Here is a 25,292-nt window from a genome sequence, read left to right as displayed (position 1 = left end):
ACCGGCATGCTTGCGTTGACCGTGCGCCCGGGTAAGCCCGATTCCCTTCGTGTCGACAACGTGCCCGATCCGGTTCCCGAACCAGGCCAGCTGCTGATCGAGGGGCTGGCGCTGGGGATCTGCGGCACCGATGCCGATATCGTCTCCGGCCTACACGCGCAGCCGCCGCCGGGCCGGGACACCATGGTGCTCGGACACGAAGCGCTGGGCCGGGTGGTGTCGGCACCGGATGGTGCCGGGTTCGGCCCGGGCGATCTAGTGGCCCCAGTAGTGCGGCGGCCCGACCCGGTGCCGTGCGGGGCGTGCGCACGCGGGGAATTCGATATGTGCCGCAACGGCCGGTACCGCGAACGCGGGATCAAGGAACTCGACGGCTACGGCAGCCACTATTGGCTGGTGGAACCCGAGTACGCGGTGCTGGTCGCGCCGGAACTCGCCGAAACCGGGGTGCTGGTGGAGCCGGCCAGCGTCGTCGCCAAAGCGTGGGAACAGATCGAACGGGTCGGTGCGCGCAGCTGGTTCGAACCGCGGCGGGTGCTGGTGGTCGGTGCGGGGCCGATCGGGTTGCTCGCCGCGCTGTTCGGAGTGCAACGCGGCCTGGACGTGCATGTGGTGGATCTGGTGCGCACCGGGGCGAAACCGGAACTCACCCGGGCCCTCGGCGCCACCTATCACACCGAGGAGCTCTCGCAGGTCACCGCGGACTGCGAGCCGGATGTGGTGATCGAAGCGACCGGTTCGCATGCCACCGTCGCCGACGCGATGGCGGGAACCGCGGCCTACGGCATCACCTGCCTGACCGGCGTCTCGGCGAGCGGACGCACGATGGATCTCGATATGGGCACGCTCAACCGCACCATTGTGCTGGAAAACGATGTGATCATCGGGTCGGTCAACGCCAACCTGCGCCATTTCCGGGAGGCGACGCTCGCGCTGAGACGAGCCGACCCCGCCTGGCTGGCGGCCGTGATCACCCGGAGGCTGCCGCTGGAACGCGCGGCCGAAGCTTTCGACGACTCCGGCGGTGACGGTGTGAAAACGGTCATCGATCTCGATCGCTAGCACGGGCGATGAGCACAGGGCAGTGCGCCGCGTGCAGCACCGCCTGACTCACCGAGCCCAGCGTCATACCGGCGAAACCACCGCGGCCACGGCTGCCGACCACGAGCAGCTGCGGGTCGGTGGCCGCATCGAGCAGTGCCCGCGCCGGGCGATCCGCGACGATGGTACGGCGCACCCGCAGATCCGGGTATCGCTCACGGTAACCGGCCAGATTCTCCGCCAGCAGCCCCGCAGCTTCTTCCTGAAGCTCGTCCCGGGACAGATACCGGTAGAACTCCGACCAGGCGTGCACCGCGACCAGTTCCACATCGCGACGGGCCGCCACAGCGAAGGCGATCTGGATGGCTCGGGCGCTGTACGGCGAGCCGTCGACGCCGACAACCACGGGACCGCGCGGATCCGGTGGGTGCTCCGGCACGACCGCGACCGGGCATCGAGCGTGCCGGGCCAGCGAGGTGCTCACCGAGCCGAGTAACCCGCGCCGGAACGCGCCGAGCCCGCGGGTCCCGACCACTAGCAGCCGAGCGTGCGCTGAACAGTCGCGCAGCAGTGGTACCGGGGCAGCGTCCGCGACGAAGGTCTCGATCTCGATATCGGCGATCGGGACGGCGGCCGCTGTCGCCACATCGCGGGTTGCTTCGGCCGTGACCTGCCCGGCCCGCCTGCAGGTTTCGCCGTCGATCGGTGCGTAACCGAAGGTCGGTCCCACATCGATCGGTACGCCCACCGCGTAGACGATATGCAGGGCGCAGCGCTGGCATGCTGCTTCGTGCGCGGCCCAGCGCACCGCCTGCATCGCGGCGGGCGAACCGTCTGCACCGACGAGGACGGGCGCACGAACACTACCGGGCATACAGTTGATTACCGCCTTCCCGGTTCATCGGATCGCCGGTCGGGCCTCAGGCGGGCGCGGCGCGCAGCTCCAAGAACTCCGACACCGCGCGGCGTGGGGTCGGCGGCTGTTCGGGCTCCTCCGGTGCGGTACCGACACGGATCAGCACCTGAGGTTGGCCGGGCCGGGTGGTCAGCCCCGAAATGATCCGTCTGCTCGACATCAGCTCGGTGATATGGGTGAGCGGACACGTCGCCAGTCCCGCCGCGGTGCAGTCCAGCAGTATCGTCGACAATGTCTCGCCGGTGTGCAGCCACTGTTGCGGCGTATCGCCGCTGGAGCTGAGCACCAGCAGCCGGGAATGATCGTCGAGGTCGCCGCGGCGCAGCGACCGCGGCGCCGGCGGGAACGCCCGACCCACCCCGACCTGCGACAGTTCCGCTTCGGAAGCCAGCGCCGACACCGGAACTCCGTCGGCGGGGCTGTGGTGGCCCGACCACCAGCGCAGTTCGTTCTGGTACTGCATGTCGTAGCGGCGTAGCGCCACCGACTGTTCGGAAGCCGCCACCAGCCGCGGGCGCACCCCCTCGTCGAGCACGCCGAGTTCGGTATCGTGGCGCGCCGCCGCATCCCGGGCTGCGCGCGTCGTCTCCTCCCAGTGGTGCGGTGGCAGCATCGGCAGCCGGTCGGTGCGACGCCGGTCGATGGCCTGCACGCGGGCACGAACCTGCGCAGGCGGGTTTTGCCACGGCCGGAAATCGATAACAGCCAGATAGTCGTCGCGACCGGGTTCGGGCAATCGGGTGGTGTCGGTATGCCAGCCCTGCGCGGCGAAAGCGGTGCGCACATGGTCCAGCATCGCCCCACAGCTGATCACCAGCTGCCTGCCCTGCGGGTCGGCCGAGGACAGTTGCCTGCTCGGGTCGCCGAACAGATACAGGCGGCTGCCGTCGAACACCCACCGCCACGGTTGCGTGTTGTGCACCGACGGCGCGCGGCTACCGAGCCGCAGCGCGGCGAGCACCGTCGGATGGTCCGGTACTACAGCTGTGCTGGTGTCGTCCGTATCGTCCATACCCTGAGTCTGGCCGGTGCGTAGGCCATCGACCAGGGTCTTCGGTCCTTCCCGCGGTAGGACAGTGTCCCGGGCTTCAGGGCATGGGGCCGATCCCGGTGATGACGGTGCGGCCACCCGTGTCGGCGGTGGTCACCAGCTGCGGATTGTAGGTGATCGGCGCTGACCCGGGCCGGTACTCGGTGACGATCACGGTGTACTGGCCGACGAATGCGCCGGGGGTGATGGTCAGACAGTGTGTGGTCCCTAGGGGGATGGTGTCGATGCCCTGCTGGATGTCCTGCGCCGAAGGCACGGTCGCGTTCTGGGCGACCACTGCTCGGGCCTGTTCCCCCGACCGGGTGACGTAGTAGGCGTGCTGGAAAGCGAAAATCACCGCCGCACCGGAGTCGTCGCTACCTGCCCCGTTGCCGCGGATACTGCTGCCCACCCGTTCGGCTGCGCACAGCAGAGCCGCGACCGTCGACACCGGATTGTGCACGCCCGCCACCTCGGTGGTCTGCCCGTCGCGGCTATCGCCGAACTGGAGGTAGGCGGCGGCGAAAACCGTGGCCGCACCGAGCATCCCGAGCAAGGTGGGAGCCCACCGGCGTCGGTTCTGTTCCGTACGCCCCCGCCCGCGGTGCACCGGCCGTGCTGTGTTCTGCCTGCCCCGCCGCAGTCGCTGCAGCGCCGCGACCCCCTCGGGGCTCGGCTGCGGCTGTTCCGCTTCCACGGATACGGGCGTACCGGAATACCGCATCGGCTCGTCCGGCACCACTGCGGTCGTATCATCGTGAGCGTCGTAGCAGGACTGACCAGCGGTTCTAGTGGGCCGTTCGTCGGGGTGGTGATGGTAGGCGGGGGCGCCGGGAAGCCCGGCGTCGAACGTCCGGTTGTGGCGGTCGGGGCGATGCGGCGGCGGCATGTCGGTTGCCCGAGCAGGGAAACGGCGGCGATCCCCGCCTGCGGTTCCGGAAGACTGGCTGTGTGGGCGCCCGATATTGCTGCCCTGGCCCCAGGCCCCGCCCGTCCGGTCTCGGGGCATGAGCCGACGTGCGGTGGGGGTCGTCCCGTAGGGGTCGGGAAACCGGGGGTTGGCGGGCCGTCGCTGCGGGAACGGACGATCCGGACCTGCTGAGCCGGTGGTACGGCGCTGAGGGGGCGCGGGCCGATACGGCGCAGGCAGCGGTGCGGTGACATGTTCGGCCACGTCGTACGGGCCTGGCGGATCCGGTGGGGTCTGCGACGGCGGCGTGGGATACGAGATCTGTGGGTAGGGAATGCGGATCGGCGTTGTGGGATACGGGTCGCCCTCGGGTTCGGTGAAATCCCCCGGTCGATTCATCGTGTCCCGCCTTCGTCGGTTCCGCCGCCAGTTTTCTTCTCATTGTTCTAGCCGATCATCGGGCCGGGTGTGGTGGCACCGGGGAGATCGGCAGCGAATTCACCAGTGCACGGTCACCGGGTCGCCGATTCCGACCACCTCGTAGTACCAGGCCGCGTCACCGGGGGCGAGGTTGATGCAGCCGTGGCTGACGTTGGCGTTGCCCTGCGCATCGACCGACCACGGCGCCGAATGCACGAAAACACCGCTCCAGGTCAGCCGTACGGCGTATTCGCCGTCGAGCAGATATCCCTCGGGCGAGTCGAGCGGGACACCTATGGTCCGGGAGTCGAACACGATATGGCGGAACTTCTCCAGTACCGGATAGGTGCCGACGGGGGTTTCCCAGCCGGGTTTGCCCATCGACGCAGGCATTGTTCGCGCCACCTGTCCGCCGATGCTGACGGTGAAAGTGTGGGCAGACATATCCGCATCGGCGACCACGCCCGCGTTGGTGCGGAACTTTGTGCGCGAATCTCCCACGCTGACCGTGATCGGTGAGCGGGCGGGCAGATAGCCGGTGGAGGTCCAGATGAGTTCCCGGTCGCCCCGCCAGGAGAACGTGCCGTCCAATGGCTCGGTGGCAGCGACGGTCACCGATCTTTCGGCCCTGGCTCGGTCGGTGATATCGGTGGCGAACCGGATGGTCACCGGATGGCCGATACCCACTTCCCGGCCGCCCGAGGGAGTCACCGCTGCGACGGGTAACCCCGCCGCTCTGTCGACCAGCACCGCGTTCGCGCCGACGGAGCAGGCCGCGACCAGCGTGACGACTGTTGTGGCGAGGAACAGGGATCGGACTACGTTCCTCATGGCTCACCCCCTTCTCGAGACGGGTCAGTCGGTCACCAGTTCCCAGTCCTCGGGCAGGCCGTGGACGTGCATTGTCGATCCTTCGGCTTGAATGCTGACGGTCGCCCGGCCCAACCGCAGATCGGTGAGCACGAGCTTGCCCCATTCCCGCGGCAGATGCGGGGTCACCTTCAAGACACGACCCGGTACGCACGGGTTCAAACCGAGGAAGGAGCGCACCAGCAGCAGCGGCGCCGCGCTGGCCCACGCCTGCGGCGAACACGAGGTGGGGTAGGGGATCGGCGACCGGAAATCGGTACGGGCGAAACCGCAGAACAACTCCGGTAGCCGCCCACCGAAATCGGTAGCCGCGTCGAGCAGCCCGGTGGCGAGCCGTTCGGCGAGCTCTCCCGCGCCAGGCACATGCCGGTAGCGCAGCAGTCCGGCCACCGCGATCGCGGTGTCGTGCGGCCACACCGATCCATTGTGGTAGCTCATCGGATTGAACGCGCCCATGGTCGAGGCCAGGGTGCGCAACCCGAAACCGCTGTCCATGCTCGGGTCGGCGAGCCGGTCGACCAGTTCGGCGGCGCGGTCCTCGCCCACGATCCCGGTCCACAGGCATTGGGCTGCGTTGCTGGTCAGAGCATCGACCTGGTTCTTCTGGCCGTCCAACGCGACCGCGTACCAGCCGTTCTTCTGCACCCAGAACGCCTCGTCGAACCGGCTTTTCAGGTCCTCGGCCTGTGCGCGCAACGTGTTCGCGGTCTCGGTGTCGCCGAAATGGTCGGCCAGTTCGGCGCGTGCCAGCCGTGCGGCGTACACATACCCCTGCACCTCGCACAGCGCGATGGACGGTTCGGCCAGGTGCCCGCTCGAATCGTTGATCGCGTCGAAGCTGTCCTTCCACCCCTGGTTGGTCAGGCCGCGGTCGGTTTTGCGCCGGTATTCGACGAACCCGTCGCCGTCGGCGTCGCCGTACTCGTCGATCCAGGCCAGCGCCGCATCGGCGGCAGGCAGCAACTCCTTGATCACTGATTCGTCGGCGCCCCAGCGCCAGCATTCGGCGAGCAGCATCACGAACAGCGGGGTCGCGTCCACCGACCCGTAGTACACCGTGCCGCCCAGTACCGCCCCGCTGGCGGGACCGTGCCGCATCTCGTGCATGATGCGGCCCGGTTCCTCCTCGGTGATCGGATTGACCGTTTTGCCCTGCAATTTCGCGAGTTGGCGCAGTGTGCCCACCGCCAGCGCGGAGTCCAGCGGCAACGCCATCCACGAGGTGAGCAGGCTGTCGCGCCCGAACAGCGTCATGAACCATGGAGCGCCCGCGGCTACATAGGCCGGGGAATCGTTGTCGCGGCCGTCGATACGCAGCGCGCCCAGATCGCTTTCGGTGCGTTGCAGCACCTCGGTGAGGTTGGGGTCGGTGGCCGTCAGGTCGGTCGCCGTTGCCCGCCAGGCCTTGAGCCGGCTGATCGGGCTGTCCTCGTCATCACCGAAAGCCATCTGTACGCGCCGATGCGACAGCACCGGCTGGGCCAGGATCTCGGTATGCCACCGGCCGTGCGCAGGCACCACCACCTGCCAGTTGACCGTGCCGGGCAACATGACCGGGCCGGCCGTAGCGCTGATGGTCAGGCCACGGCCGGGTTCGGCGTGATCGGTCAGGTGCAGTTCGCCGTCGGCGGCGACCTGTTCGGCGCTGCCCACGTGATTGCGGCCTTCCTTGACGGCGAACAGATCCGCGAAATCGGCGTCGGTGAACAGCGTGATCGTCATCGCCGTGTCCTCGTGGCCCAGATTGTGCACGGTGATGGTTTCGCGCATCCCATCCCCGATGAGCCGGCGGCGCACCACCAGCACCGTGCTGTCGGCCACGCCAGGCCGCGGCGGCTTACGCAGGATGAACCTGGCCTTGAATGCCTCCGGAGTGAGGACGGTCAGATGTTCGGCAGGCTGACCGTCCAACCGCAACTCCCAGCGCGAGATCACCCTGGCATCGCGGAAGAACAAACCTTGCGAGGTGCCGGAGTGGATATCACCCAGATGGTCGGACAGGCAGAACGTGCTCGCCTCGACCAGGGTGACAGTCCCACCGCCACCATTGATGGCGGTGGGCTGACCGGAGTTGAGGACTCTGGGCGGTACGATCATGCTCGGCTCCATACCGGGGTCGTGCCGGTTTCCGCCCGCGTATTGTGCGTTCCGCTGCGGCGGTGCCCGACGGCCGTCAATAGCTCACCCTTGCTGTGGGATTCGTCCCATGCATCGAGTATGCGGTAATAGGCGGCCTCATATCCGGCTCCCAGCTGATCCACGCCGAAAAGATCTTCGACACGCCGACGGCAGGCGTGCGGATCGAGCTTGCTCGCCTCGGCGATTGCGGCGGGCAGTTCCGACGGTTCGTCGCAGATGATGCCGGTGACGCCGTCGGCGACCACCTCCTCCACCGCGCCGCCGCGCAACGCGACAACCGGTGTACCGCATGCCATCGCCTCGATCATCACGATGCCGAACGGCTCCTCCCACTGGATGGGGAACAGCAGGCAGCGCGCGGAGGCGAACAGTTCTCGTTTGGCCACCGCGTCCGCCTCACCGAAGACGGTGTCGTTTTCGGTGAGCAGCGGCTCGATCTCCTTGGCGAAGAACGCCTTTTCCGGCGGTTCGTTGCATTTGCCGGCGAGGATCAACGGCACCCCGGCAGCGTGCGCGGCCTGCAGCGCCAGATGCGGGCCCTTGTACGGTGCGTAGCGGCCGAGGAACAGGGCGTAGTCCTTCTTTTCGGTGCGGAACGGCCATTCGCTGGGCCGAAGAGCGTTGTGCACCCGACCGATCCAATTGAAATCCGGTGCCAGCGCCCGCTGCCGATCACTGATCGCGATCAGCCGGGTGTGTTCGTCGAGCGCGCCGTAGTACTCCCACATATCGTTGTCGACCGGACCGTGCACGGTGACCGCGGTGGGGATGCCGAGCGCTTCGTAGGCGGGGGCGTTGAGCGGGCCGGCGAAGGTGTGATCATGGATGATGTCGATATGCCTGGCCTTGGCCAGCTTCTCCACGATGCGCCGCACCTTCAGCGCGTTGACCACCTCCGGGAACGGGTCGCCGAGCCGGTCGGCCTGGGTTCGGTCCCATACCGGGACGAACTCGGCGTCGGTACCGGGCTTTCCGGTGCCGAGCAGCGTCACCCGATGCCCGCGGGCGACCAGAGTATCGGCCAGTTCGGCAACGACGGCCTCCACACCCCCGTACCCGCCGGGGGGAACATCGAAATACGGCGGAGCGACGAGAACGATGTTGAGCCGGTGGTGGCGACCCGACCCGGAAAACCTGACGCGCCGTGGTTTTCGCGCCAGTAAACCGGAATCGGTGTCTTCGGTCGAGAATATGGTGCTCAACGTATTCCTCCTCAGCTGGTGGCCGCAAAGCAGATGGAAATAGCCGTCCGGCCAGTGGGATGGAGCTGATCAAGAACCATTCGATTGTCAGGTGAACTGGTTTTCGAGCTGCACCGTTTCTATTCCGGCGCACGCCGATAGCGCAATGTGCGACGAACACATAGAACAGGCGCCCATAGTCGAATCAGTCGGCGCCGATCCCCGTCCGATCGGGGGAAATATCTAACGCGGGATCGCCTGGAGCGAGCGCGTTCATCGTGACCTCGGCCCGTCTGCGGACCAAGCACTCGGGTGAACAGTAGCGGTGGATGACGTGGGCGCGCTCGGCTTGTCCTGCGGTCAGCGCACCCGGGTCGGCCGAGCAGTCGGCGATATTGGAGACGACTTGCCGTTCGGCGACGACATCGATACCGGTTTCCTCGCCCACGTGGCGGGATAAACCCTCTGAGTCCGGCGGTGAGCCCTCGACCGCGGTGGGGTGGCTGTTGGTCGTGGGAGACGAACCTGCCGCCCGGCGCAACAGCTCGTCCGGTTCGAACGCCAGCGGCGCCGATGTGTACCCGATCCTCACCGTTACCTCCTGCACTGTCGAGCTGGAGCAAACAGTTCCGTGATGTCCGTGGGCGGCCGCGAGTTCCGGCCGTCCGGTCTAACGGGTGGAGCGTGGAGCTGGTAACTCGTCGAGCTTGGTAGAGCAGGTGATGCAGTCGAGCAGTTGGAAAATCCGGGTCAACCGACCCCATCCCATTCTACGCTGAAACCGTAACTTGCCGAGTCGATCGGAATTCCTCGCAGGCTGATACAGCTTTTCGCCTGCGAAAACGAGATCGCAAACAGTGGTAAACGCGTGTCGTTCAACGACCGCGTACTGCGCTCAGCACATCGGCGTGCAGCGCGTCGGCGCGGGCGGAGATTTCCTCGATCCTGGCCAGCGTCGCGGCGAAGGCGGCGCCCTGGGCTTCGGGCAGCGAGGACGTGTTGATTTCGATATTGAGCTGCGAACTCGCCGCGGCGGCGCGGGCGGCGTCGGCGGCGGCCCCGATATCGGTGACGACGTTCGGGTTGCCGATGGGCAGCAGTTCGGCCGCCAGCGAGAGCACCTCGTCGGCTTCGTCGACCACGGCGGCGGGGACGCGCGCGGCCTCGACCAGCGCCGCGGTGACCGCGGCATTGCGGTCGGCGCTCTCTTCCTCGGTGGTTGCAGGCAGTTTGTAGGCTGCGCCTACGGCGGTGAATGCCGACGCGTCGGCATCGGCGAGGGCCAGGGCGCGCTCGCGAGCGGCGTCGGCGGCGGCGATGATGCGGTCCACCGCAGGCCGGTGCTCGGCGTCCTTGGCGCGCGTGGTGTAGCGGGCGACCATCGCCACCAGCGCCGCGGCCTGGGCAACGTGCAGGGCCGCGACAGCCCCCCCGCCCGGGGCAGGTACCTTCGCGGCCAGTTCGGTCAGGTACCCGCCGATCGTCCAGCCGCCGAAGGTGGTCGCGGTGTCTCGGGGCGGCGTGGTGGGCTGCGACACGGGCTGGCCTTTCGATCGTTCTGTTGTGGGTGGGTACGACGATCACCGTACCGTCTCGGGCGGCGTGGCCGGTGCCTGGCCGCTCCGTAGCCGTGGTTATGTTGAGTGCTATGCGGATCGGATTGGGTATCAACTATTCGGGCGGTTTCACTGAAGCCGCGGCCGAGGTGGCCGACCTGGAGCGGGCGGGCCTGGACATCGTTTTCGTGCCCGAGGCGTACTCGTTCGACGCGGTCAGCGCGCTGGGATACCTTGCGGCCAAAACCACCAGACTGCAGCTTGCTTCGGGCATCCTGCAGCTCTACACCCGCACACCGAGCCTGACCGCGATGACCGCAGCAGGTCTGGATTTCGTCTCCGACGGCCGTTTCGTGCTCGGCCTCGGCGCGTCGGGACCACAGGTGATCGAAGGCTTCCACGGTGTGCCCTACGACGCGCCCATCGGGCGTACCAGGGAGGTCGTGGAGATCTGCCGGAAGGTGTGGCGCCGGGAACGGCTGGAATACCAGGGCAAGCATTATCAGATCCCGCTGCCGGAGGGTCGGGGCACCGGTCTCGGAAAACCGTTGAAGCTGATCAATCGACCGGTGCGCGAACGTATTCCGGTGCTACTGGCCGCGCTCGGCCCGAAGAACGTGGCGCTGGCCGCCGAGATCGCCGAGGGCTGGCAGCCGATCTTCTTCCTGCCGGAGCAGGCCGAGCAGGTGTGGGGGGACGCACTACGGTCCGGGCTGGCGAAAAGGGACCCGGCGCTGGGGCCGCTCGACGTGTACGCCGGTCCCGCGCTGGCGATCGGCGAGAACGTGACGCCGCTGCTGGAATTCGTCAAGCCGACGCTCGCCCTCTACATCGGCGGTATGGGCGCCAAGGGCAAGAACTTCTACCATGCGTTGGCCACCAACTACGGCTACGGCGCAGCGGCCGACCGCATCCAGGAGCTGTACCTGGCAGGTAGGAAGCAGGAAGCCGCCGCGGCGGTACCCGAGGACCTGGCCCGGGATGTGTCGCTGATCGGCCCGGCTGGTTTCGTGAAAGAACGTATCGCCGCTTTCAAGGAAGCAGGTGTCACCGTGCTGAACGTGTTGCCGATGGCCTCGACCGCAGCCGAGCGGGTCGCGCTGATCGAACAGTTGCGCACGCTCTGCGGCTGAACCGGTTGCGGGCGCGGCCGCAACGACGGGTCCGAGCCGAAAGCCTCCGGCCCGCCGCGTGGGGTGCCGTCTCAGTTGCCGCGCAGACCTGCCAGGGCGTCGTCCAGGGTGGTGTGCAGGGCAAAGACCCGGTCGAGGCTGGTCATCTTGAGCTGGCGGCTGGTTGCGGGGCCGTCGGCGACAACGGCGATCGACGTTGTGCCCGCGCGCTGGTGTGCGGCGACCAGTGCGGCCATCCCGGCCGAGGCGAGGAAGCTGACCGCGGTCAGATCGATGACCAGACCCGCGGGCTCGGCGCCGAGGATCGCATCGATCGCGTTCTCCAGCGCGGGGGCGGTGGCCAAGTCGACCTCGCCGGTCACGGTGAGCACTGTCACGTCGTCGTGCGTCTCGACAGAGGTGGTCATCGTGTCCGTGAGGGGATACGCGTCTCCGGAAGTGTTTGTCACATCATCACAATCTGCCATGAACTCGCCGATCTTGCTGCACTGACACGGAATATGCGGCAGGCACACGCGCCGAGCTCGTGTTCATTGCGGTCGAAATGCTACCGTCCGCCGCCGTGTACTGGCCAACGGCGCAGGTCGGAGGTGCTGTACCCGGTCGACGGCACGGCACGACACGGCCGGTCAGCGGGTGATACGCCGGTTGGTGCCGCGTAACGCATTGGCCACAGGGAAGGTGATCGCGGGCAGCGTCACCGACATGCGCACCCGGGTGCCCTGGTCGCTGTGCTCGATCTCGAGCTGCTCGGTGAGCGCGTTCATCATATCGATACCGCGGCCACGTGGCCCGGGGTCGGCCGACCGCGGTTTCCAGCGCCCGTGGTCGGTGACCTGGATGACCACGGCCTCGGTGCCGCACTCGGCTTCCAGCTCCACCCCGGCCGTCGCTTCGGCGCCGAGGTAGGCGTGCTCGATGCTGTTGGTGCACGCCTCGTTGGTCGCGGCGATCAGGTCGGAGGCCAGATCGTGGGGCACCGCCGCAGCGGTCAGCCAGGACCGGAGGGTGCGCCGCAACACCGACAACTGATCGGGGCGGGCAGGCAGGTCCAACCGCAGGGGGGCGGGCGGCTGCCGGTACACGACCATGGCGACGTCGTCGTCGTAGCCGCCGTCGGGGCGTAGCGCCGACAGCACCGCATCGGCCACCTCGCGCGGCAGGCGCTCGGGCGTGCCTGCCAATACGGCCGAAATCTTGGCGAACCCCTCGTCGATATCTTCGCCGCGCCGCTCCACCAGACCGTCGGTGAACAGCACCAGCGTCGATCCGGGGGGCAGCGGGGTGGTGGCCTCCGGGCGCCGCGGCATTTCGAAGGTGGCCAGCGGCACCGAACGCCCGCCTTCGAGCATGCGTCCGGTGGTCCCCACATCGGCGAGGATGGGCGGCATATGGCCCGCATTGCTGTAGCGCACCAACCCGCGCACCGGATCGAGAACCGCCGCGCACACCGTGGTGCACACCGCCCCCGGGATACGGGCCGCGACCGGGTCCAGTTCGGACAGCAGCTGCGCAGGCCCGGCGCCGCGCAGCAGCAGCGCGCGTGCCGCGGTGCGCAACTGGCCCATCACCACGGCCGCGGACAGGCCACGGCCCACACAATCGCCGACGACGATACCGATCGCGCCGTCCTTCAACGGCACCACGTCGTACCAGTCGCCGCCGATCTCCAGCGGCGGCAGCGCGGGCTCGTAGTGCACCGAGAACCGGGGTGGCAGGTCGATCGGGCCGAGCATCGCCCGCTGCAACGTCAACGAGGTCGAACGCGCCTGATCGAAGTTGCGGGCCCGCTGCACTGCCAGGCTCAGATGCCCGATGAGCAGCGAGAACAGCGTCCAGTCAGCGGCGCCGATGGTGCGCGGCGCGGCGAAGCGCAACCACAGCGCAGCGTCGCCGGTCTCACCGAGCGGGGCCACGATCCCCTCGGTGCCCTCCGCGCCCTCGGGGATGGCGACCAAGGTCCGGCCCGGGCGCAGCCTGGCCCGTTCCAGCAGCGCCTGCGTCCAGTTGTCGAGCGCCGTGCCCGCGGCGGGCGTCGCCACACTCTCCGAGGCCACCGCCGCACCCGAGACATACACCTCAGGCGCGGTATTCCTGTTCGTCCACACCGCGACGACCGCGGTCTCGGCATCGACGGTGCGGCGCAGTTCACCGAGACCCACCTCGAGTACCTCGGCGACGCTGGTAGCCGCGGCCACGGCGGTGGCAAGCCGGGATGCGGCTTGGTCGCGGGCGTGTGCGTCGTGTTCGGCGGTGACATCGCGGATGGTGCCGACGAAGATCCGCTCGTTGCCGTCCGGTTTGACCAGCGCGCTGGTGCTGACCGCCAGCCAGCGGTCACGGCCGTCGTGGTGGCGGATGGGCAGGACGAACCGCGCCGCCTCGGTGCCCAGATCCGGATAGCGCGGCCCTTCCGGGATCGACCACGGATGCGGCAGCGCATAGGGCACATCGGCCGCGCCGTACCCGGTGAGTTCCCCGAACGCCGAATTCACCTCGATGATGGTGCCGCGCGCGTCGGCGACGAAGAAACCGTCCTGCAACGATTCCACCAGCGCGGTGCGGAATTCGTCGCGCCCGGCCAGATCGTCGGCACGGGAGCGCTGCTGTTCGTAGCGGCGGGTGCCGTCCAGATAGCCGCGAGTGGCGACGTCGAGGGTGATCAGGGTCTGGAGCAGGAATTCCAGCGCTTCCTCATCGAGGTGGCTGTCGGAGTCCGCGCCGAGCTCGGCCTGAACCTGTTTGACCACCCGGAAGTGGTGCTCGGTGAGGTCGAGCAGGCTGATGCCCTCGACCAGCGCCCGCCTGCCCAGTTCGTGCCCCTCGGCCAGCCCGTCGAGCGCGGGGGAGGTCAGATGCTTGCGTAACGCCACGCCGTAGGCGTCCAGGAATGCCGCGAGTACCGCGCTCATCACATACCTCGGGTGCTCATGACGCACCGTTGGGCGCACCGCGTACCCGCGCCGCGAGTACCAGCGCGTCGTCGGTGTCCTTGGCGTTGCGGTCCAGCAGGTCAGCAGTGATATCGGCGGTCGACTTCGACAGGTCGATACCTTCGCCCCGTTCGGTGACCACGCCATCGGTGGACATCAACAGCAGATCGCCCGGCCGTACCCGAATCGTCTGCGCCTGCAGATTCGCCGGTAATCGGTAGCCGACGATGCCCCCGGTCAGCAGCGCGGTCGCCCGTACGGTCGGTCCGGTAGGGCCGACGGTGAGCACCTGCGATTCGACATTGCCGACACCGAGCCACTGCGCCTGGTCGGCGCCGAAACGAGCCAGCGAGACCGCCGCCCCGCGGGTGTTCTCCATCGCGCGATGACACATCAGCATCAGTACGTCCAATGGTTCGGTCCGGTTGTCGGCGAGCACCTGCGCGGCCTGGTCGACCGCGGCGGCCGCGGCTGCACCGTGACCGAGTCCGTCGAGCACCGCGAACAACGCTGTCTCCGCGCCGGTGTCGAGCACCGCGCAGCGATCGCCGGAAACCTGCTGTCCGGGTAGCGCCCGACCGGCCACAGCCCATTCGATCCGGCCGATGAACCCGTCCTCATGCACTGTTGGGTACCCACTTCCACATTTCCACCAACGTGCCGTGACCGGGCTTCGATTCGACGGTCAGACCATCCATCAAACGTTTCGCACCGGGCAGGCCGAGGCCGAGGCCGAGCCCGGTGGAGTAGCCGTCGTCCATCGCGCGATCGATATCGATGATGCCGGGCCCCTGGTCCTTGGCCTGCACCACCAGGGCGCGGCGGCCGTCGCGTTCTTCGACCAGCAGCCGGATCTCGCCGGTGCCCGCGTAACTGGTGATGTTGCGGGCCACTTCGGAGATCGCGGTGGAGATCATGGTGCGGTCGGTGAGCGAGAAGCCGAGCTCCTCGGCCAGTTCGCGTCCGGCCTGACGTGCGGTCACGATGTCGTTGGACATCTTCACCGCGATCACCATGTTCTCAGCGGCCACTGTCACGACCGTCTTGCTGGTGCCGGGCGGGGGCTTTGCGGTTCAACCAGGCCAATCCCTCTTCGAGGTCGAGTGCGGTGTGCATGTCCTCGAAAGTGAGCCCGAGTTGCACCATGGCGAAGGCGACCTCGGGCTGCAGCCCGACGATCACCGTTTCGGCGCCGCGCAGCTGCGTCATATGCGCGATGGTGCGCAATGATCTGGCGGCGAACGAGTCCATCACGTCGATGGCGGTGACATCGACGATGATGCCCTGCGCCCGGTACTTGCTGACCTGTTTCATCAGGTCGTCCTGTAAGCGCTCGGTATCGGCGTCGGTCAGCGCGGACTGCACCGACGCGATCAGGTATGTGCCTTGTTTGAGGATGGGAACCGGCATCAGTCCCCCCGGTCAGCGGCCATCGCGTTCGGCACGTTCGGTCACGCGGGACAGCTCGTAGCCCAGCAGCCTTTCCGCCTCCTCGATACCGCCTTGCAGGTCGCCGACCGCGTTCATCTTCGACAGGTCCAATCCGATGGTCACCAGTGTCAGCGCGATCTCCGAGGACAGGCCGGTGATGATGACGTTGGCGCCCATCAGCCCGGACGCGTCGACCGTCTGCACCAGGTGGTTGGCCACGGTGGAGTCGATATCGGGCACACCGGTGATATCGATGACGACCACCTTCGCGCGGTTGGCCCGGATCGCGCGCAGTAACTGTTCGGTGAGCTGGCGGGCACGCTGACTGTCCAGTACGCCGATTATCGGCAGAATCAGCAGTTGCTCGCGCACCTGTAGCACCGGCGTCGACAGTTCGCGGATCGCCTCTTGCTGCTGGCGGATGACGCGCTCGCGTTCCTGCACGAAGGAGACGGCCACCGTGTTGGCGATGCGATTGGCTGCCGGTTCGTAGGCGTCGAGCACCGCGTTGAGCAGTTCGAAGTTCGACTGGTATTTCTCGAACAGCGAGCGAGCCAGGACATCGCGCAGTAACAGCACGATGCCGAGGACTTCGTCGGTTTCGACGCCTCTGGGGATGATGCGCTCGGACAGATCACGCGCATAGGCCTGCAGTGCTTCGACGCTACCGGTTTCGAGGACCTCGACGTAGTTGTCGTAGACCGACGTGGCTTCGGAGAAGATCTCCTCCGGCGTCATCGCCGTCAGCAGCCGGGCGTCGGTGATACGCCGGGCCCATTCTTCACGTAGTGCGGTTCGGTTCTGTCGCAGGTGCTCGACGAGCTGCGGAAGCAGATTGTCGACAGGTCCTGCGGCCAATGAGTCCGCCGAAAGGCTCATGGACACCTCGGACATGGAAACTCGTGCCCCTTTCGGACGGCTGGTCGGGTTCATCGTACGTTTCGGCGGGCGTGCCGATACCGAGCCTAGTCATACCCCAACCGGTTTATTCATGAAACCTGGAGACGGGTATCGGTGATCAGCGGCACGACCTGGGCGTTGGCGGGGTCGAGGTGAATCCGCGTTCCAGGGCGGCGAGCGCCTGGTCGAGATAGACGGTGAGGTCGGCGTCGGCCCGGGTGAGCCAGGCATCGAAGGCGGCGCGGGCGGCGGCGAGTGCGCAGCGTCCGATGGCCATGGGGATCAGGTCGTCGGCGGTGGTGTCGAGGCGGGTGGCGGCGAACTCGCTGACCGCCTGTTCCCAGGCGTCGTAGTGGGCGCCCGCGGTGGCGGCCAGCGCGGGGACGGTGGCGACGAGCCGCATCCGGGTGCGCAGTTCGGGCACGTCCTCGGCGCGGTAGCGGTTGGCGTTCACCACGACTCGGCGCACCGCGGCCATGAGTGGTTCGGTGTCGCCGACCGTGGCGAAGTCCGCGCGCAGGGCGGCGACTTCGTCGTCGAACGAGTACCACAGCACCTCGGCCTTGCCGGGGAAGTACCGGAAGAAGGTGCGGCCGCTGATCCCGGCGGCTGCCGCGATCTGTTCGACGGTGGTCTCGTCGAAGCCCTGCTCACTGAACAACCGCATGGCGATCAGTTCGAGTTCGCGCTTGGTCGTCCCGCGCGGGCGTCCCCGGGTGCTGTGTGCCGTCACGGCAGTCGATTATGTCGAGTATTGATTATGTCAGTCGCTGACGTTAATCTCGCCGCATGATGGTGGCGGACCTCACATGGCCGGAGGCGGGTGAACACTCCGGTGCGATTCTGGCCGTCCCGGTCGGCGCAACCGAACAGCACGGCCCGCATCTACCGCTGTCCACCGATACCGATGTCGCTGTGGCTCTGTGCACCCGGCTGGCGGCGCTGCGGCCCGACGTGTTCGTCGCGCCCGCCGTCGCCTACGGTGCCAGCGGCGAGCACGCGGGCTTTCCCGGAACACTGTCGATCGGGCGTGCTGCGCTGGAGTTGCTGATCGTCGAACTGTGCCGCTCGGCCACCGACACCTTCCCGCGGGTCCTGATCGTGAGCGGCCACGGCGGCAACCTGGACCCGCTACGCGCCGCGGTGGATCTGCTGCGCACCGAATCCCGCGACGTTCGTATGTACCTGCCCAACTATGCAGGTGATGCGCACGCAGGCCGTTCCGAAACCTCGCTGCAGCTGGCGCTGGCCCCACATCGGGTACAGGCCGACCGCGCCGAAGCAGGCGACACCAGGCCGCTGGGTCAACTGCTGCCGCTGCTACGCAGCGGGGGAGTACGCGCCGTGAGTCCCAACGGCGTGCTCGGCGATCCGACCGGCGCGACCGCCGAGGAGGGCGCCGCGCTGCTGAACCAACTGACCACCGACCTGACCAGCGCCGTCCGGCACTGGTGGCCGGATGCGCCCTGACGAAAGGACCCGATGATGAACCCCTGGTTCGAAACCGTCGCCGAGGCCCAGCGCCGCGCGAAGAAACAGCTACCGAAATCGGTGTACGGCGCCCTGATCGCCGGCTCCGAACGCGGCCAGACCATTGACGACAACGCAGCGGCCTTCACCGAACTCGGTTTCGCGCCGCATGTGGCGGGGCCGATCGGCGAGCGCGATCAGTCCACCACCGTGCTGGGGCAGCAGATCTCGATGCCGGTGATCATCTCGCCGACCGGCGTGCAGGCCGTTCATCCCGACGGTGAGGTGGCAGTGGCCAGGGCCGCGGCGGCGCGCGGTACCGCGATGGGGCTGTCGTCGTTTGCGAGCAAACCGATCGAAGAAGTGATCGCGGCCAATCCGTCCACCTTCTTCCAGCTCTACTGGTGTGGCAGCAAAGACGACATCACGGCCAGGATGGCGCGGGCGAAGGCGGCGGGCGCTGTCGGGTTGATCCTCACCCTGGACTGGTCGTTCTCGCACGGCCGTGACTGGGGCAGTCCGCTCATCCCGGAAAAACTGGACCTGCGCACGATGATGACGTTCGCGCCGCAGACCCTGGCGAAACCACGCTGGCTGAGCCGCTATGTGCGCTCGGGCGCACTGCCCGACCTGACCGCGCCGAACATGGCTCTCGGTGACGCCCCCGCACCGGGCTTCTTCGGCGCCTACGGCGAGTGGATGGGCACCCCGCCGCCCGACTGGGACGATGTGGCCTGGGTGGTCGAACAGTGGGACGGGCCGGTCATGCTCAAGGGTGTGATGCGTGTCGACGACGCGTTGCGGGCCGTCGACGCGGGCGTCTCGGCGATCTCGGTGTCCAACCACGGCGGCAACAACCTCGACGGCACTCCCGCCTCGATCCGGGCGCTGCCGGTGCTCGCCGACGCGGTCGGCACGCAGGTCGAGGTGCTGCTCGACGGCGGCATCCGCCGCGGCAGCGATGTGGTCAAGGCCGTGGCGCTGGGGGCGCGCGCGGTGATGATCGGCCGCGCCTACCTGTGGGGCCTGGCCGCCAACGGCCAGGCGGGCGTGGAGAACGTGCTCGACATACTGCGCGGCGGTATCGATTCGGCGCTGCTCGGCCTGCGCAAAACCAAGGTTACCGACCTCGACTGCGGCGATATCGTGGTGCCGGACGGCTTCGAACGCGCCCTGGGTGTGCCGGAGACCAGGGTGGCCTCCGCGATACCCGCGTCCTCGGGCGAAGTGTCGGCGAACGGAGCCACGGGGGCGGCTGCCGAGCCAGCGCGCTCGAACTGAGCGAACCGTGTTGTGTCCGGGCCTGCTGCCGCGGCCCGGACATGCCCACGGCTCCGGCGGGCCGGTCGCGTCGATCTCGTTCGGCGTCCCTGCCGTTCTGCGCACTCGGCGAACACCGCTGAACAGAGCCGACCGAGGTCGCGCACGCGGTGCCGGGTTGCCCCGCTAGGGGCGGTCGACCTCCTCATGCACCCGTGCTGCACCTGGAGGCTTGCGCGCTACGTTCGCTGGGTCAGCGAGCGATGGTGGTCGAGCAAAGTGTCGTAGATATCGGCGAGCGCGTTGAGCTGCTGCCGGTCCAGCACGTCGATCATATGCCTGCGCACACTGCGCACATGGGCGGGCGCGGCGGTGGCCAGCACCCCGACGCCGTGCGGCGTGAGCCGGGCGGCGGTGCGCCGGGCGTCGTCGGGAATGGGCTCGCGGCAGACCAGGCCGCGTTTCTCCATCCGCGTGATCTGGTGGGACAACCGGCTCTGCGACCATTCCAGCCGGGCGGCCAGCTCGGCGAATGTCAGCCGGTGCTCCGGATCCTCGGCCAGATACGCCAGCACCGAATACTCGACGTAGGTGAGGTTGGATTCTCGGGTCGAATCTCGTCCGACGGCCGCGGCGATCAGATCGCGGGTACGCACGAATCCCACCCAGGCCCGTTTTTCGACGTCATCGAGCCAGTGGGGGTCGGTCACGGTCGCTCCAAACTCCGACGTATCAGGTGAGGCGCCGCGCCCGGGCGGGTGGCGGAACCTGTTTCGAACGAGAGTTAGCACTCTCGGGTTGAACGTGCAATCTTGTGCGAGATTATCGGACATAGGGTTGCCTAACCGCAGGAGTGGCCCCGATCGGTCGCTAGGCTCGCTGTGCTTCAGCCCCACCTCGAAGGAGTGCGATCCGTGACCGCCCCGGACTTCCGCTACTCGGACCTGTTGCCGATCGGCGCCGACGACACCTCGTACCGCTTGCTCACCACCGAAGGGGTCAGCACCTTCGAGCACAACGGCCGGACCTTCCTCCAGGTGGACCCCGAGGTGCTGCGGATGCTCACCGCCGAGGCGATGCACGACATCAGCCACTATCTGCGCCCGGCGCATCTGAGCCAGCTGCGCAAGATCATCGACGACCCGGAGTCCAGCGGCAACGATCGTTTCGTCGCGCTCGACCTGCTCAAGAACGTCAATATCTCCGCGGGCGGCATCCTGCCCATGTGCCAGGACACCGGTACCGCGATCGTGATGGGCAAGAAATCCGAAGGCGTGCTGACGGGCGTGGACGACGCCGAATGGATCAGCCGCGGCGTATTCGACGCCTACACGAAACTGAACCTGCGCTATTCGCAGCTGGCCCCGCTGACCATGTGGGACGAAAAGAACACCGGCTCGAACCTGCCCGCGCAGGTCGAGTTGTACTCCACCGCAGGCGATCCGACGCACCCGTCCTACAAATTCTTGTTCATGGCCAAGGGCGGCGGTTCGGCGAACAAGTCTTTCCTGTACCAGGAGACCAAGGCCGTCCTGAACCCCAGCCGGATGCTGGAATTCCTGGACGAGAAGATCCGCTCGCTGGGCACCGCGGCGTGCCCGCCGTACCACCTCGCCGTGGTCATCGGCGGCACCAGTGCCGAATTCGCCCTCAAGACCGCGAAATACGCCTCCGCACACTATCTGGACAATCTGCCCACCGAGGGCTCGCTGGCCGGGCACGCGTTCCGTGATCTGGAACTCGAAGAAGAGGTGTTCAAGCTCACCCAGTCCTTCGGCATCGGCGCGCAGTTCGGCGGCAAGTACTTCTGCCACGACGTGCGCGTGGTGCGGCTGCCCCGGCACGGCGCCAGCTGCCCTGTCGCGCTTGCGGTCTCGTGCTCGGCCGACCGTCAGGCGCTGGCTAAGATCACCCCGGAGGGCGTGTTCCTGGAACAGCTCGAACGCGAGCCCGCGCAGTATCTGCCGGAGCAGACCGATGCGATCCTCGGCGGCGACGTGGTGCAGATCGATCTGAACCGTCCGATGTCGGAAATCCGCGCCGAACTGTCGAAATACCCGGTGAAGACTCGGCTTTCGCTCACCGGCCCGCTGGTCGTCGCCCGCGATATCGCGCACGCGAAGATCAAGGAACGCCTCGACGCGGGCGAGCCGATGCCCGACTATCTGCGCGATATGGCGGTCTACTACGCGGGGCCGGCCAAAACGCCGGAAGGCTATGCTTCGGGCTCGTTCGGCCCGACCACCGCCGGGCGCATGGACTCCTATGTCGACCAGTTCCAGGCGGCGGGCGGCTCGTTCGTCATGCTGGCCAAGGGAAACCGGTCCGCGCAGGTGACCAAGGCGTGTAAAGAGCACGGCGGCTTCTACCTCGGCTCGATCGGCGGGCCCGCCGCGCGCCTGGCGCTGGACTGCATCAAATCCGTCGAGGTGCTCGAATACCCCGAACTGGGTATGGAAGCGGTGTGGAAGATCGAGGTCGAGGACTTTCCGGCCTTCATCGTCGTCGACGACAAGGGCAACGACTTCTTCGCTGAAACCCAGAAGCCGATCGCGCTGCGGGTGCGGACTCGCTCCAAGGAACGCGTCTGAATCCCGTTGCCGCACCCATCGTGATGGCCGCAGCGCACGCCTCGGGCGCCCGGCCGCGGGCACGTTAGGATCGCCGCCATGCGCCAGACGACCCGACCGCACACCGACGGAACCCGGAACCGATCAGCGGCGTTGATGCCGCTGGTGGCGGCCCTGCTTCCGGCGACTCTGGCCGCGGGCATCGCCGTGGCGGCGCCCGCCCACGCCGCGCCCGCGGTCGAACAGTGGGTGGCGGCCGGGTCGAGCGCGGGCACCGAGGGGCTGGACCCGGCGCTCGCCCTCGCCTACACCCTCGCGCAACAGCAGGCCCAGGCGGCGGGAGTGCCGATGTGGATCACCTCCGGTTACCGCAGCCCAGCCGAACAGCAGCGCATGTGGGAAGAGGGCCTGCGAACCTACGGCGGCCCGGAGGAGGCGCGCCGCTGGGTGCTGCCCCCGGACGAATCCACCCACGTCACTGGGCGTGCCATCGACGTCGGTCCCCGCGAAGGCGCGCAATGGCTGGAGGCCAACGGCCACCGCTGGGGTTTGTGCCGGATCTTCGACAACGAGTGGTGGCACTTCGAGTTGGTCACCGTCCCCGGTGCGCCCTGCCCGCCGCGGGTGCCCGACGCCAGCGTGCGCTGATCCCGCTGCACCGCAGAGCGCCGTATCCCCGTTGCGATGAGTCCGGGAGTTGCCTGACCCGTCGGGCGCTAGGGCAACGCCGGTAGGACCGGGCAGTTGTCCCCGCACCAGCCGGCTCGCACGGCTGTCGAGGTCGGCGCCGTGGGCCGCTGTCGTGACTAGGGCGGCTATTCCGCCGATACGGTTCGCAACTGGTCCAGAAACGCGTGGGTGCGAGGATCGTCCGGGAAACGTTCGACGATTTCGCGCGCGGCCTCCCCGGCGATCCACAGCAGCGAAGGTAGCGAGCGGCGGGAACTGCTGAACGCGTGGACTCCTTCGGCGACAGCCAGTTCCAGATCGCGGTTGCGCGTCGCGACCACCGCCAGCGTCAGGTGAGCTTCCGAGACGCGCATCGGGTTGCGGATCGTGCCGTCGAAACCACCGGTGGCGTCCTCGATCACCTGGCGTGCGTAGTCTTCGGCGCGCGTGTTGTCACCCGCCACGCGGCAGCAGTCCATCGCGTAGAAGTCGAATTTCTGCGGGTCGACGACGAAATGATTGTCGATATCACTCGGGTAGGCGATGCGTTCGAGGATCGCACGCCCGTTGTCCAGGGATTCCTCGGCGGCGCGGCGGTCACCGAGCCGCGCCCATGCCTTGGCGCGCTGGGCGGCCAACTGCACACCGACGCCCAACCCGGAGCAGCCGGGCAGTACCGGATCCACAGCTTCGAGCACCCCGCGGTAGTTGCCCTGGGTCAGGGCGAACCAGGCAGCCAGTTCCGCGCTCCAGCCGATGATTTCGCGGTGGTCGGCTTCCTGGCCGAGCGACAGCGCCGCCTGCCGGGTCGCTTCCGCGGCCGAGCGTCTGCCCAAGTCGTACTCGACACAGCCGACCAGCAGCGCCACCCAGCCCGCCAGCACCAGCACCTCCCGATGCTGAGCGAGGGTGAGCCTGCCGTCGAGCAGCGAGATGATTCGCCGCAACCAGCCGACACCGGCGCGGTGCAGTTCGTGCGGATCCGTATAGGAGTATTCACAGCACAATCGTCGCGCCGTGATGCCGAGCGCCTCCACTGTGGCCGGGCTGATATCGGACATCCGCAGCCTGCCGATGAATTCGACAGTGTCCATACCGGTGGCCGACAGTAGTTCGTCGTCGCGATTGGGTCTGGCCTTCGGGAAGAACGCCGCCGTGACGGTGTCGAACGCGGCAGCGATGATCGGGGCATAGAAATCGTCCGGCCTCGATTCGCCGGATTCCCAACGGCGCCAATTGCGTAGCAGCGTGCTGTCGGTCGGTAGATTGTGCGAGGACTTGGCGCGCATCGCGCGCACGGCTTCGGCCTGTGACCATCCCCGCGCATCACGCTCCGAGCGCATCCGGACAGCCCAGACAGGTCGATCATCGGCAGCAGTCACGCTTGCAGTATCGCACCAGCTAACTTTCCGCGGACCATATAGGGCATGTCGATGTCACCGGTATGACACCTGTTGCGGCGGCTTTTGGTCTGCCATGCTGGAAACGGGCCGCCGACAGGCCCATTGGACGCAACATCCCCGCAAACGCGGGTGGATTCCCGGAGCAGTAATGGTCCCCGGATAACGGGGAGATTCAGGAGGTTCGGGTGGAAGCGTTGATCTACGGCTATCTGCGCGACGATCTCGTCGAGGGCCGCAGCGAAGAACTGGAGGCCGAACTACAGGGCCTGGCCCGCTCTCAGGGACTGTGCTTCGCCGCGACATTCCACGAATCCACCGGTGGTGACGGCACGGCGTTCGCCGAACTGACCCGGGAACTGCGCCGCGCCGACGCGCACCACGTCGTGGTTCCGTCGCTGGACCACCTTGCCGGCCAGACGATCCCGCGGGACCTGCTCATCGCGAAACTGGCCAGAGATGCCGCGGCGCGGTTGTGGACGGTGAGCAGGTAGGGCGGAATCAGCGGCCGAAGCTGCCCGGCCCGCGCCTGCGCAGATATTTCTCGAACTCGGCGGCAATGGCGTCGCCATCGATCTTGGCCATGGTCTCGTTCAAGTCGATGGCGGCGTCGCCGCGTTCCTCCAGCGAACGCACGTACTCGCTGATCTCCTCGTCGCCCTCGGTCATCTCGTTCACCGTGGACTCCCATTCCTCGGCCTGCTGCGGCAGCTCCCGCAGCGGGACCTCGATATCGAGCACGTCCTCGACCCGGTGCAGCAGCGCGATCGTGGCCTTCGGGTTCGGCGGCTGGGAGACATAGTGGGGGACCGCCGCCCAGAACGACACCGCGGGCACGCCTGCTTTGACGCATTCGTCCTGCAGTACCCCGGTGATCCCGGTCGGCCCCTCATAGCGGGTCTGCTCCAGATTGAACCTGGTCGCCGCCTCTTTGCTGTAGGCGGAACCGGTCACCGGAACAGGGCGGGTGTGCGGGGTGTCGGCGAGTAACGCGCCGAGGATGACCACTGTCTGCACGCCGAGTTGATCGACGAACTCGAGCAGATCCGCGCAGAACCGCCGCCAGCGCATATTCGGCTCGATCCCGCGCAACAGCACCACATCGCGCTCGCTGCCCGGTGGTGAGCACACCGAGAGCACGGTGGCCGGCCAGACGATCTCCCTGGTCACGCCGTCGACCTGGCGCACCATCGGCCGGTTCACCTGGTAGTCGTAGTAGTCCTCGGAATCGAGTTCGGCCAGCGGCCTGGCATCCCAGATCAGCTCCAGGTGTTCCACGGCTGTGCTGGCCGCATCGCCCGCGTCGTTCCAGCCCTCGAACGCGGCGACGAGCACCGGGTTGCGCAGCGGCGGCCGTTCCGGATCGGGCGATGCCGGGGATTCACTCGGGTTCATCCGTGCCAGCCTACGACCAGAGCGCGGTGCCCGCCCCGGCGACGCGGGTATTGCCGGTCCCGCACGAC

General features: G+C 67.5%; 25 protein-coding genes. 7 read left to right on the top strand and 18 right to left on the bottom strand.

The window, feature by feature from the left end; genetic code table 11:
- Window positions 1-6 precede the first annotated feature (6 nt).
- A complete protein-coding gene (locus B0T44_RS02300) occupies window positions 7-1,062 on the top strand; it encodes a glucose 1-dehydrogenase (protein WP_077115026.1) in 1,056 nt (351 codons plus the stop codon).
- Here the strand turns inward: B0T44_RS02300 and B0T44_RS02295 are convergent.
- The 8 genes from B0T44_RS02295 to B0T44_RS02260 all read right to left on the bottom strand — a co-directional run bounded on the left by B0T44_RS02295 (window position 1,043) and on the right by B0T44_RS02260 (window position 10,045).
- Entirely contained in the window at window positions 1,043-1,915 is an 873-nt protein-coding gene (locus B0T44_RS02295; RefSeq protein WP_077115025.1) for a universal stress protein, read from the bottom strand. The genes B0T44_RS02300 and B0T44_RS02295 overlap by 20 nt on opposite strands.
- 46 nt (window positions 1,916-1,961) lie before the next feature.
- On the bottom strand, window positions 1,962-2,969 hold the full coding sequence (locus B0T44_RS02290) for an Acg family FMN-binding oxidoreductase (RefSeq protein WP_077115024.1): 1,008 nt from the start codon (window positions 2,967-2,969) through the stop codon (window positions 1,962-1,964).
- Window positions 2,970-3,045: 76 nt separating this feature from the next.
- Window positions 3,046-4,296 carry a DUF8176 domain-containing protein gene (locus B0T44_RS02285; protein ID WP_139347663.1) on the bottom strand — a complete coding sequence of 417 codons (1,251 nt, stop codon included), beginning with the start codon at window positions 4,294-4,296 and terminating at the stop codon, window positions 3,046-3,048.
- Window positions 4,297-4,395: 99 nt separating this feature from the next.
- Complete coding sequence (locus B0T44_RS02280; RefSeq protein WP_077115022.1) at window positions 4,396-5,148, bottom strand: L,D-transpeptidase; 753 nt, start codon at window positions 5,146-5,148, stop codon at window positions 4,396-4,398.
- Between the two features lie 24 nt (window positions 5,149-5,172).
- Entirely contained in the window at window positions 5,173-7,284 is a 2,112-nt protein-coding gene (locus B0T44_RS02275) for an amylo-alpha-1,6-glucosidase (RefSeq protein WP_077115167.1), read from the bottom strand.
- A complete protein-coding gene (locus tag B0T44_RS02270) occupies window positions 7,281-8,486 on the bottom strand; it encodes a glycosyltransferase family 4 protein (RefSeq protein ID WP_077115166.1) in 1,206 nt (401 codons plus the stop codon). Before B0T44_RS02270 ends, B0T44_RS02275 begins: the two co-directional genes overlap by 4 nt.
- 226 nt (window positions 8,487-8,712) lie before the next feature.
- On the bottom strand, window positions 8,713-9,099 hold the full coding sequence (locus B0T44_RS02265) for a hypothetical protein (RefSeq protein WP_077115021.1): 387 nt from the start codon (window positions 9,097-9,099) through the stop codon (window positions 8,713-8,715).
- Between the two features lie 283 nt (window positions 9,100-9,382).
- The gene (locus tag B0T44_RS02260; protein ID WP_081511483.1) at window positions 9,383-10,045 is read right to left on the bottom strand and encodes a cyclodeaminase/cyclohydrolase family protein; all 663 of its coding nucleotides are present in this window, start codon (window positions 10,043-10,045) and stop codon (window positions 9,383-9,385) included.
- 110 nt (window positions 10,046-10,155) lie between these two features.
- Here B0T44_RS02260 and B0T44_RS02255 point away from each other — a divergent pair, with 110 nt between their 5' ends.
- The gene (locus B0T44_RS02255) at window positions 10,156-11,196 is read left to right on the top strand and encodes an LLM class F420-dependent oxidoreductase (RefSeq protein WP_077115020.1); all 1,041 of its coding nucleotides are present in this window, start codon (window positions 10,156-10,158) and stop codon (window positions 11,194-11,196) included.
- Between the two features lie 71 nt (window positions 11,197-11,267).
- Here B0T44_RS02255 and B0T44_RS02250 read toward each other — a convergent pair whose 3' ends face one another.
- The 7 genes from B0T44_RS02250 to mftR all read right to left on the bottom strand — a co-directional run bounded on the left by B0T44_RS02250 (window position 11,268) and on the right by mftR (window position 17,193).
- On the bottom strand, window positions 11,268-11,603 hold the full coding sequence (locus tag B0T44_RS02250; protein WP_077115164.1) for an STAS domain-containing protein: 336 nt from the start codon (window positions 11,601-11,603) through the stop codon (window positions 11,268-11,270).
- Between the two features lie 222 nt (window positions 11,604-11,825).
- On the bottom strand, window positions 11,826-14,108 hold the full coding sequence (locus B0T44_RS02245; RefSeq protein ID WP_077115019.1) for a SpoIIE family protein phosphatase: 2,283 nt from the start codon (window positions 14,106-14,108) through the stop codon (window positions 11,826-11,828).
- Window positions 14,109-14,124: 16 nt separating this feature from the next.
- On the bottom strand, window positions 14,125-14,754 hold the full coding sequence (locus tag B0T44_RS02240; protein WP_077115018.1) for a SpoIIE family protein phosphatase: 630 nt from the start codon (window positions 14,752-14,754) through the stop codon (window positions 14,125-14,127).
- Complete coding sequence (locus B0T44_RS02235; RefSeq protein ID WP_175647936.1) at window positions 14,747-15,145, bottom strand: anti-sigma regulatory factor; 399 nt, start codon at window positions 15,143-15,145, stop codon at window positions 14,747-14,749. Before B0T44_RS02235 ends, B0T44_RS02240 begins: the two co-directional genes overlap by 8 nt.
- Before the next feature lie 4 nt (window positions 15,146-15,149).
- Window positions 15,150-15,539 carry an STAS domain-containing protein gene (locus B0T44_RS02230; protein ID WP_077115016.1) on the bottom strand — a complete coding sequence of 130 codons (390 nt, stop codon included), beginning with the start codon at window positions 15,537-15,539 and terminating at the stop codon, window positions 15,150-15,152.
- 12 nt (window positions 15,540-15,551) lie between these two features.
- Window positions 15,552-16,454 carry an STAS domain-containing protein gene (locus B0T44_RS02225; protein ID WP_077115015.1) on the bottom strand — a complete coding sequence of 301 codons (903 nt, stop codon included), beginning with the start codon at window positions 16,452-16,454 and terminating at the stop codon, window positions 15,552-15,554.
- A gap of 124 nt (window positions 16,455-16,578) precedes the next feature.
- Window positions 16,579-17,193, bottom strand: a complete 615-nt coding sequence (gene mftR / locus B0T44_RS02220) for a mycofactocin system transcriptional regulator MftR (RefSeq protein WP_077115014.1) — start codon at window positions 17,191-17,193, stop codon at window positions 16,579-16,581.
- 59 nt (window positions 17,194-17,252) lie between these two features.
- Between mftR and mftE the strand changes: the two genes are divergently transcribed.
- On the top strand, window positions 17,253-17,930 hold the full coding sequence (gene mftE / locus B0T44_RS02215) for a mycofactocin biosynthesis peptidyl-dipeptidase MftE (protein ID WP_217697431.1): 678 nt from the start codon (window positions 17,253-17,255) through the stop codon (window positions 17,928-17,930).
- A gap of 15 nt (window positions 17,931-17,945) precedes the next feature.
- Window positions 17,946-19,211, top strand: a complete 1,266-nt coding sequence (gene mftD, locus B0T44_RS02210; RefSeq protein ID WP_077115163.1) for a pre-mycofactocin synthase MftD — start codon at window positions 17,946-17,948, stop codon at window positions 19,209-19,211.
- A gap of 218 nt (window positions 19,212-19,429) precedes the next feature.
- Here mftD and B0T44_RS02205 read toward each other — a convergent pair whose 3' ends face one another.
- On the bottom strand, window positions 19,430-19,900 hold the full coding sequence (locus tag B0T44_RS02205; RefSeq protein ID WP_077115012.1) for a MarR family winged helix-turn-helix transcriptional regulator: 471 nt from the start codon (window positions 19,898-19,900) through the stop codon (window positions 19,430-19,432).
- Window positions 19,901-20,104: 204 nt separating this feature from the next.
- Between B0T44_RS02205 and B0T44_RS02200 the strand changes: the two genes are divergently transcribed.
- Window positions 20,105-21,781 carry a fumarate hydratase gene (locus tag B0T44_RS02200; protein WP_081511482.1) on the top strand — a complete coding sequence of 559 codons (1,677 nt, stop codon included), beginning with the start codon at window positions 20,105-20,107 and terminating at the stop codon, window positions 21,779-21,781.
- Between the two features lie 135 nt (window positions 21,782-21,916).
- Window positions 21,917-22,408 carry a M15 family metallopeptidase gene (locus tag B0T44_RS02195; protein WP_077115010.1) on the top strand — a complete coding sequence of 164 codons (492 nt, stop codon included), beginning with the start codon at window positions 21,917-21,919 and terminating at the stop codon, window positions 22,406-22,408.
- A gap of 167 nt (window positions 22,409-22,575) precedes the next feature.
- Here B0T44_RS02195 and B0T44_RS02190 read toward each other — a convergent pair whose 3' ends face one another.
- On the bottom strand, window positions 22,576-23,811 hold the full coding sequence (locus B0T44_RS02190) for a helix-turn-helix domain-containing protein (RefSeq protein WP_245839161.1): 1,236 nt from the start codon (window positions 23,809-23,811) through the stop codon (window positions 22,576-22,578).
- A 206-nt stretch (window positions 23,812-24,017) separates the two neighbouring features.
- Between B0T44_RS02190 and B0T44_RS02185 the strand changes: the two genes are divergently transcribed.
- On the top strand, window positions 24,018-24,323 hold the full coding sequence (locus B0T44_RS02185; RefSeq protein ID WP_077115009.1) for a hypothetical protein: 306 nt from the start codon (window positions 24,018-24,020) through the stop codon (window positions 24,321-24,323).
- 7 nt (window positions 24,324-24,330) lie between these two features.
- On the opposite strand, the gene B0T44_RS02180 is transcribed toward B0T44_RS02185, so the two are convergent.
- Window positions 24,331-25,224, bottom strand: coding sequence for a PAC2 family protein (locus tag B0T44_RS02180; protein WP_077115008.1), 894 nt, complete (start codon window positions 25,222-25,224; stop codon window positions 24,331-24,333).
- Window positions 25,225-25,292: the final 68 nt, after the last annotated feature.

This window comes from Nocardia donostiensis (genome assembly GCF_002081715.1).
GTDB lineage: Bacteria > Actinomycetota > Actinomycetes > Mycobacteriales > Mycobacteriaceae > Nocardia > Nocardia donostiensis.
Note: the sequence above shows the minus strand (reverse complement) of the source record. Positions and strands in the feature narration are given on the sequence as shown.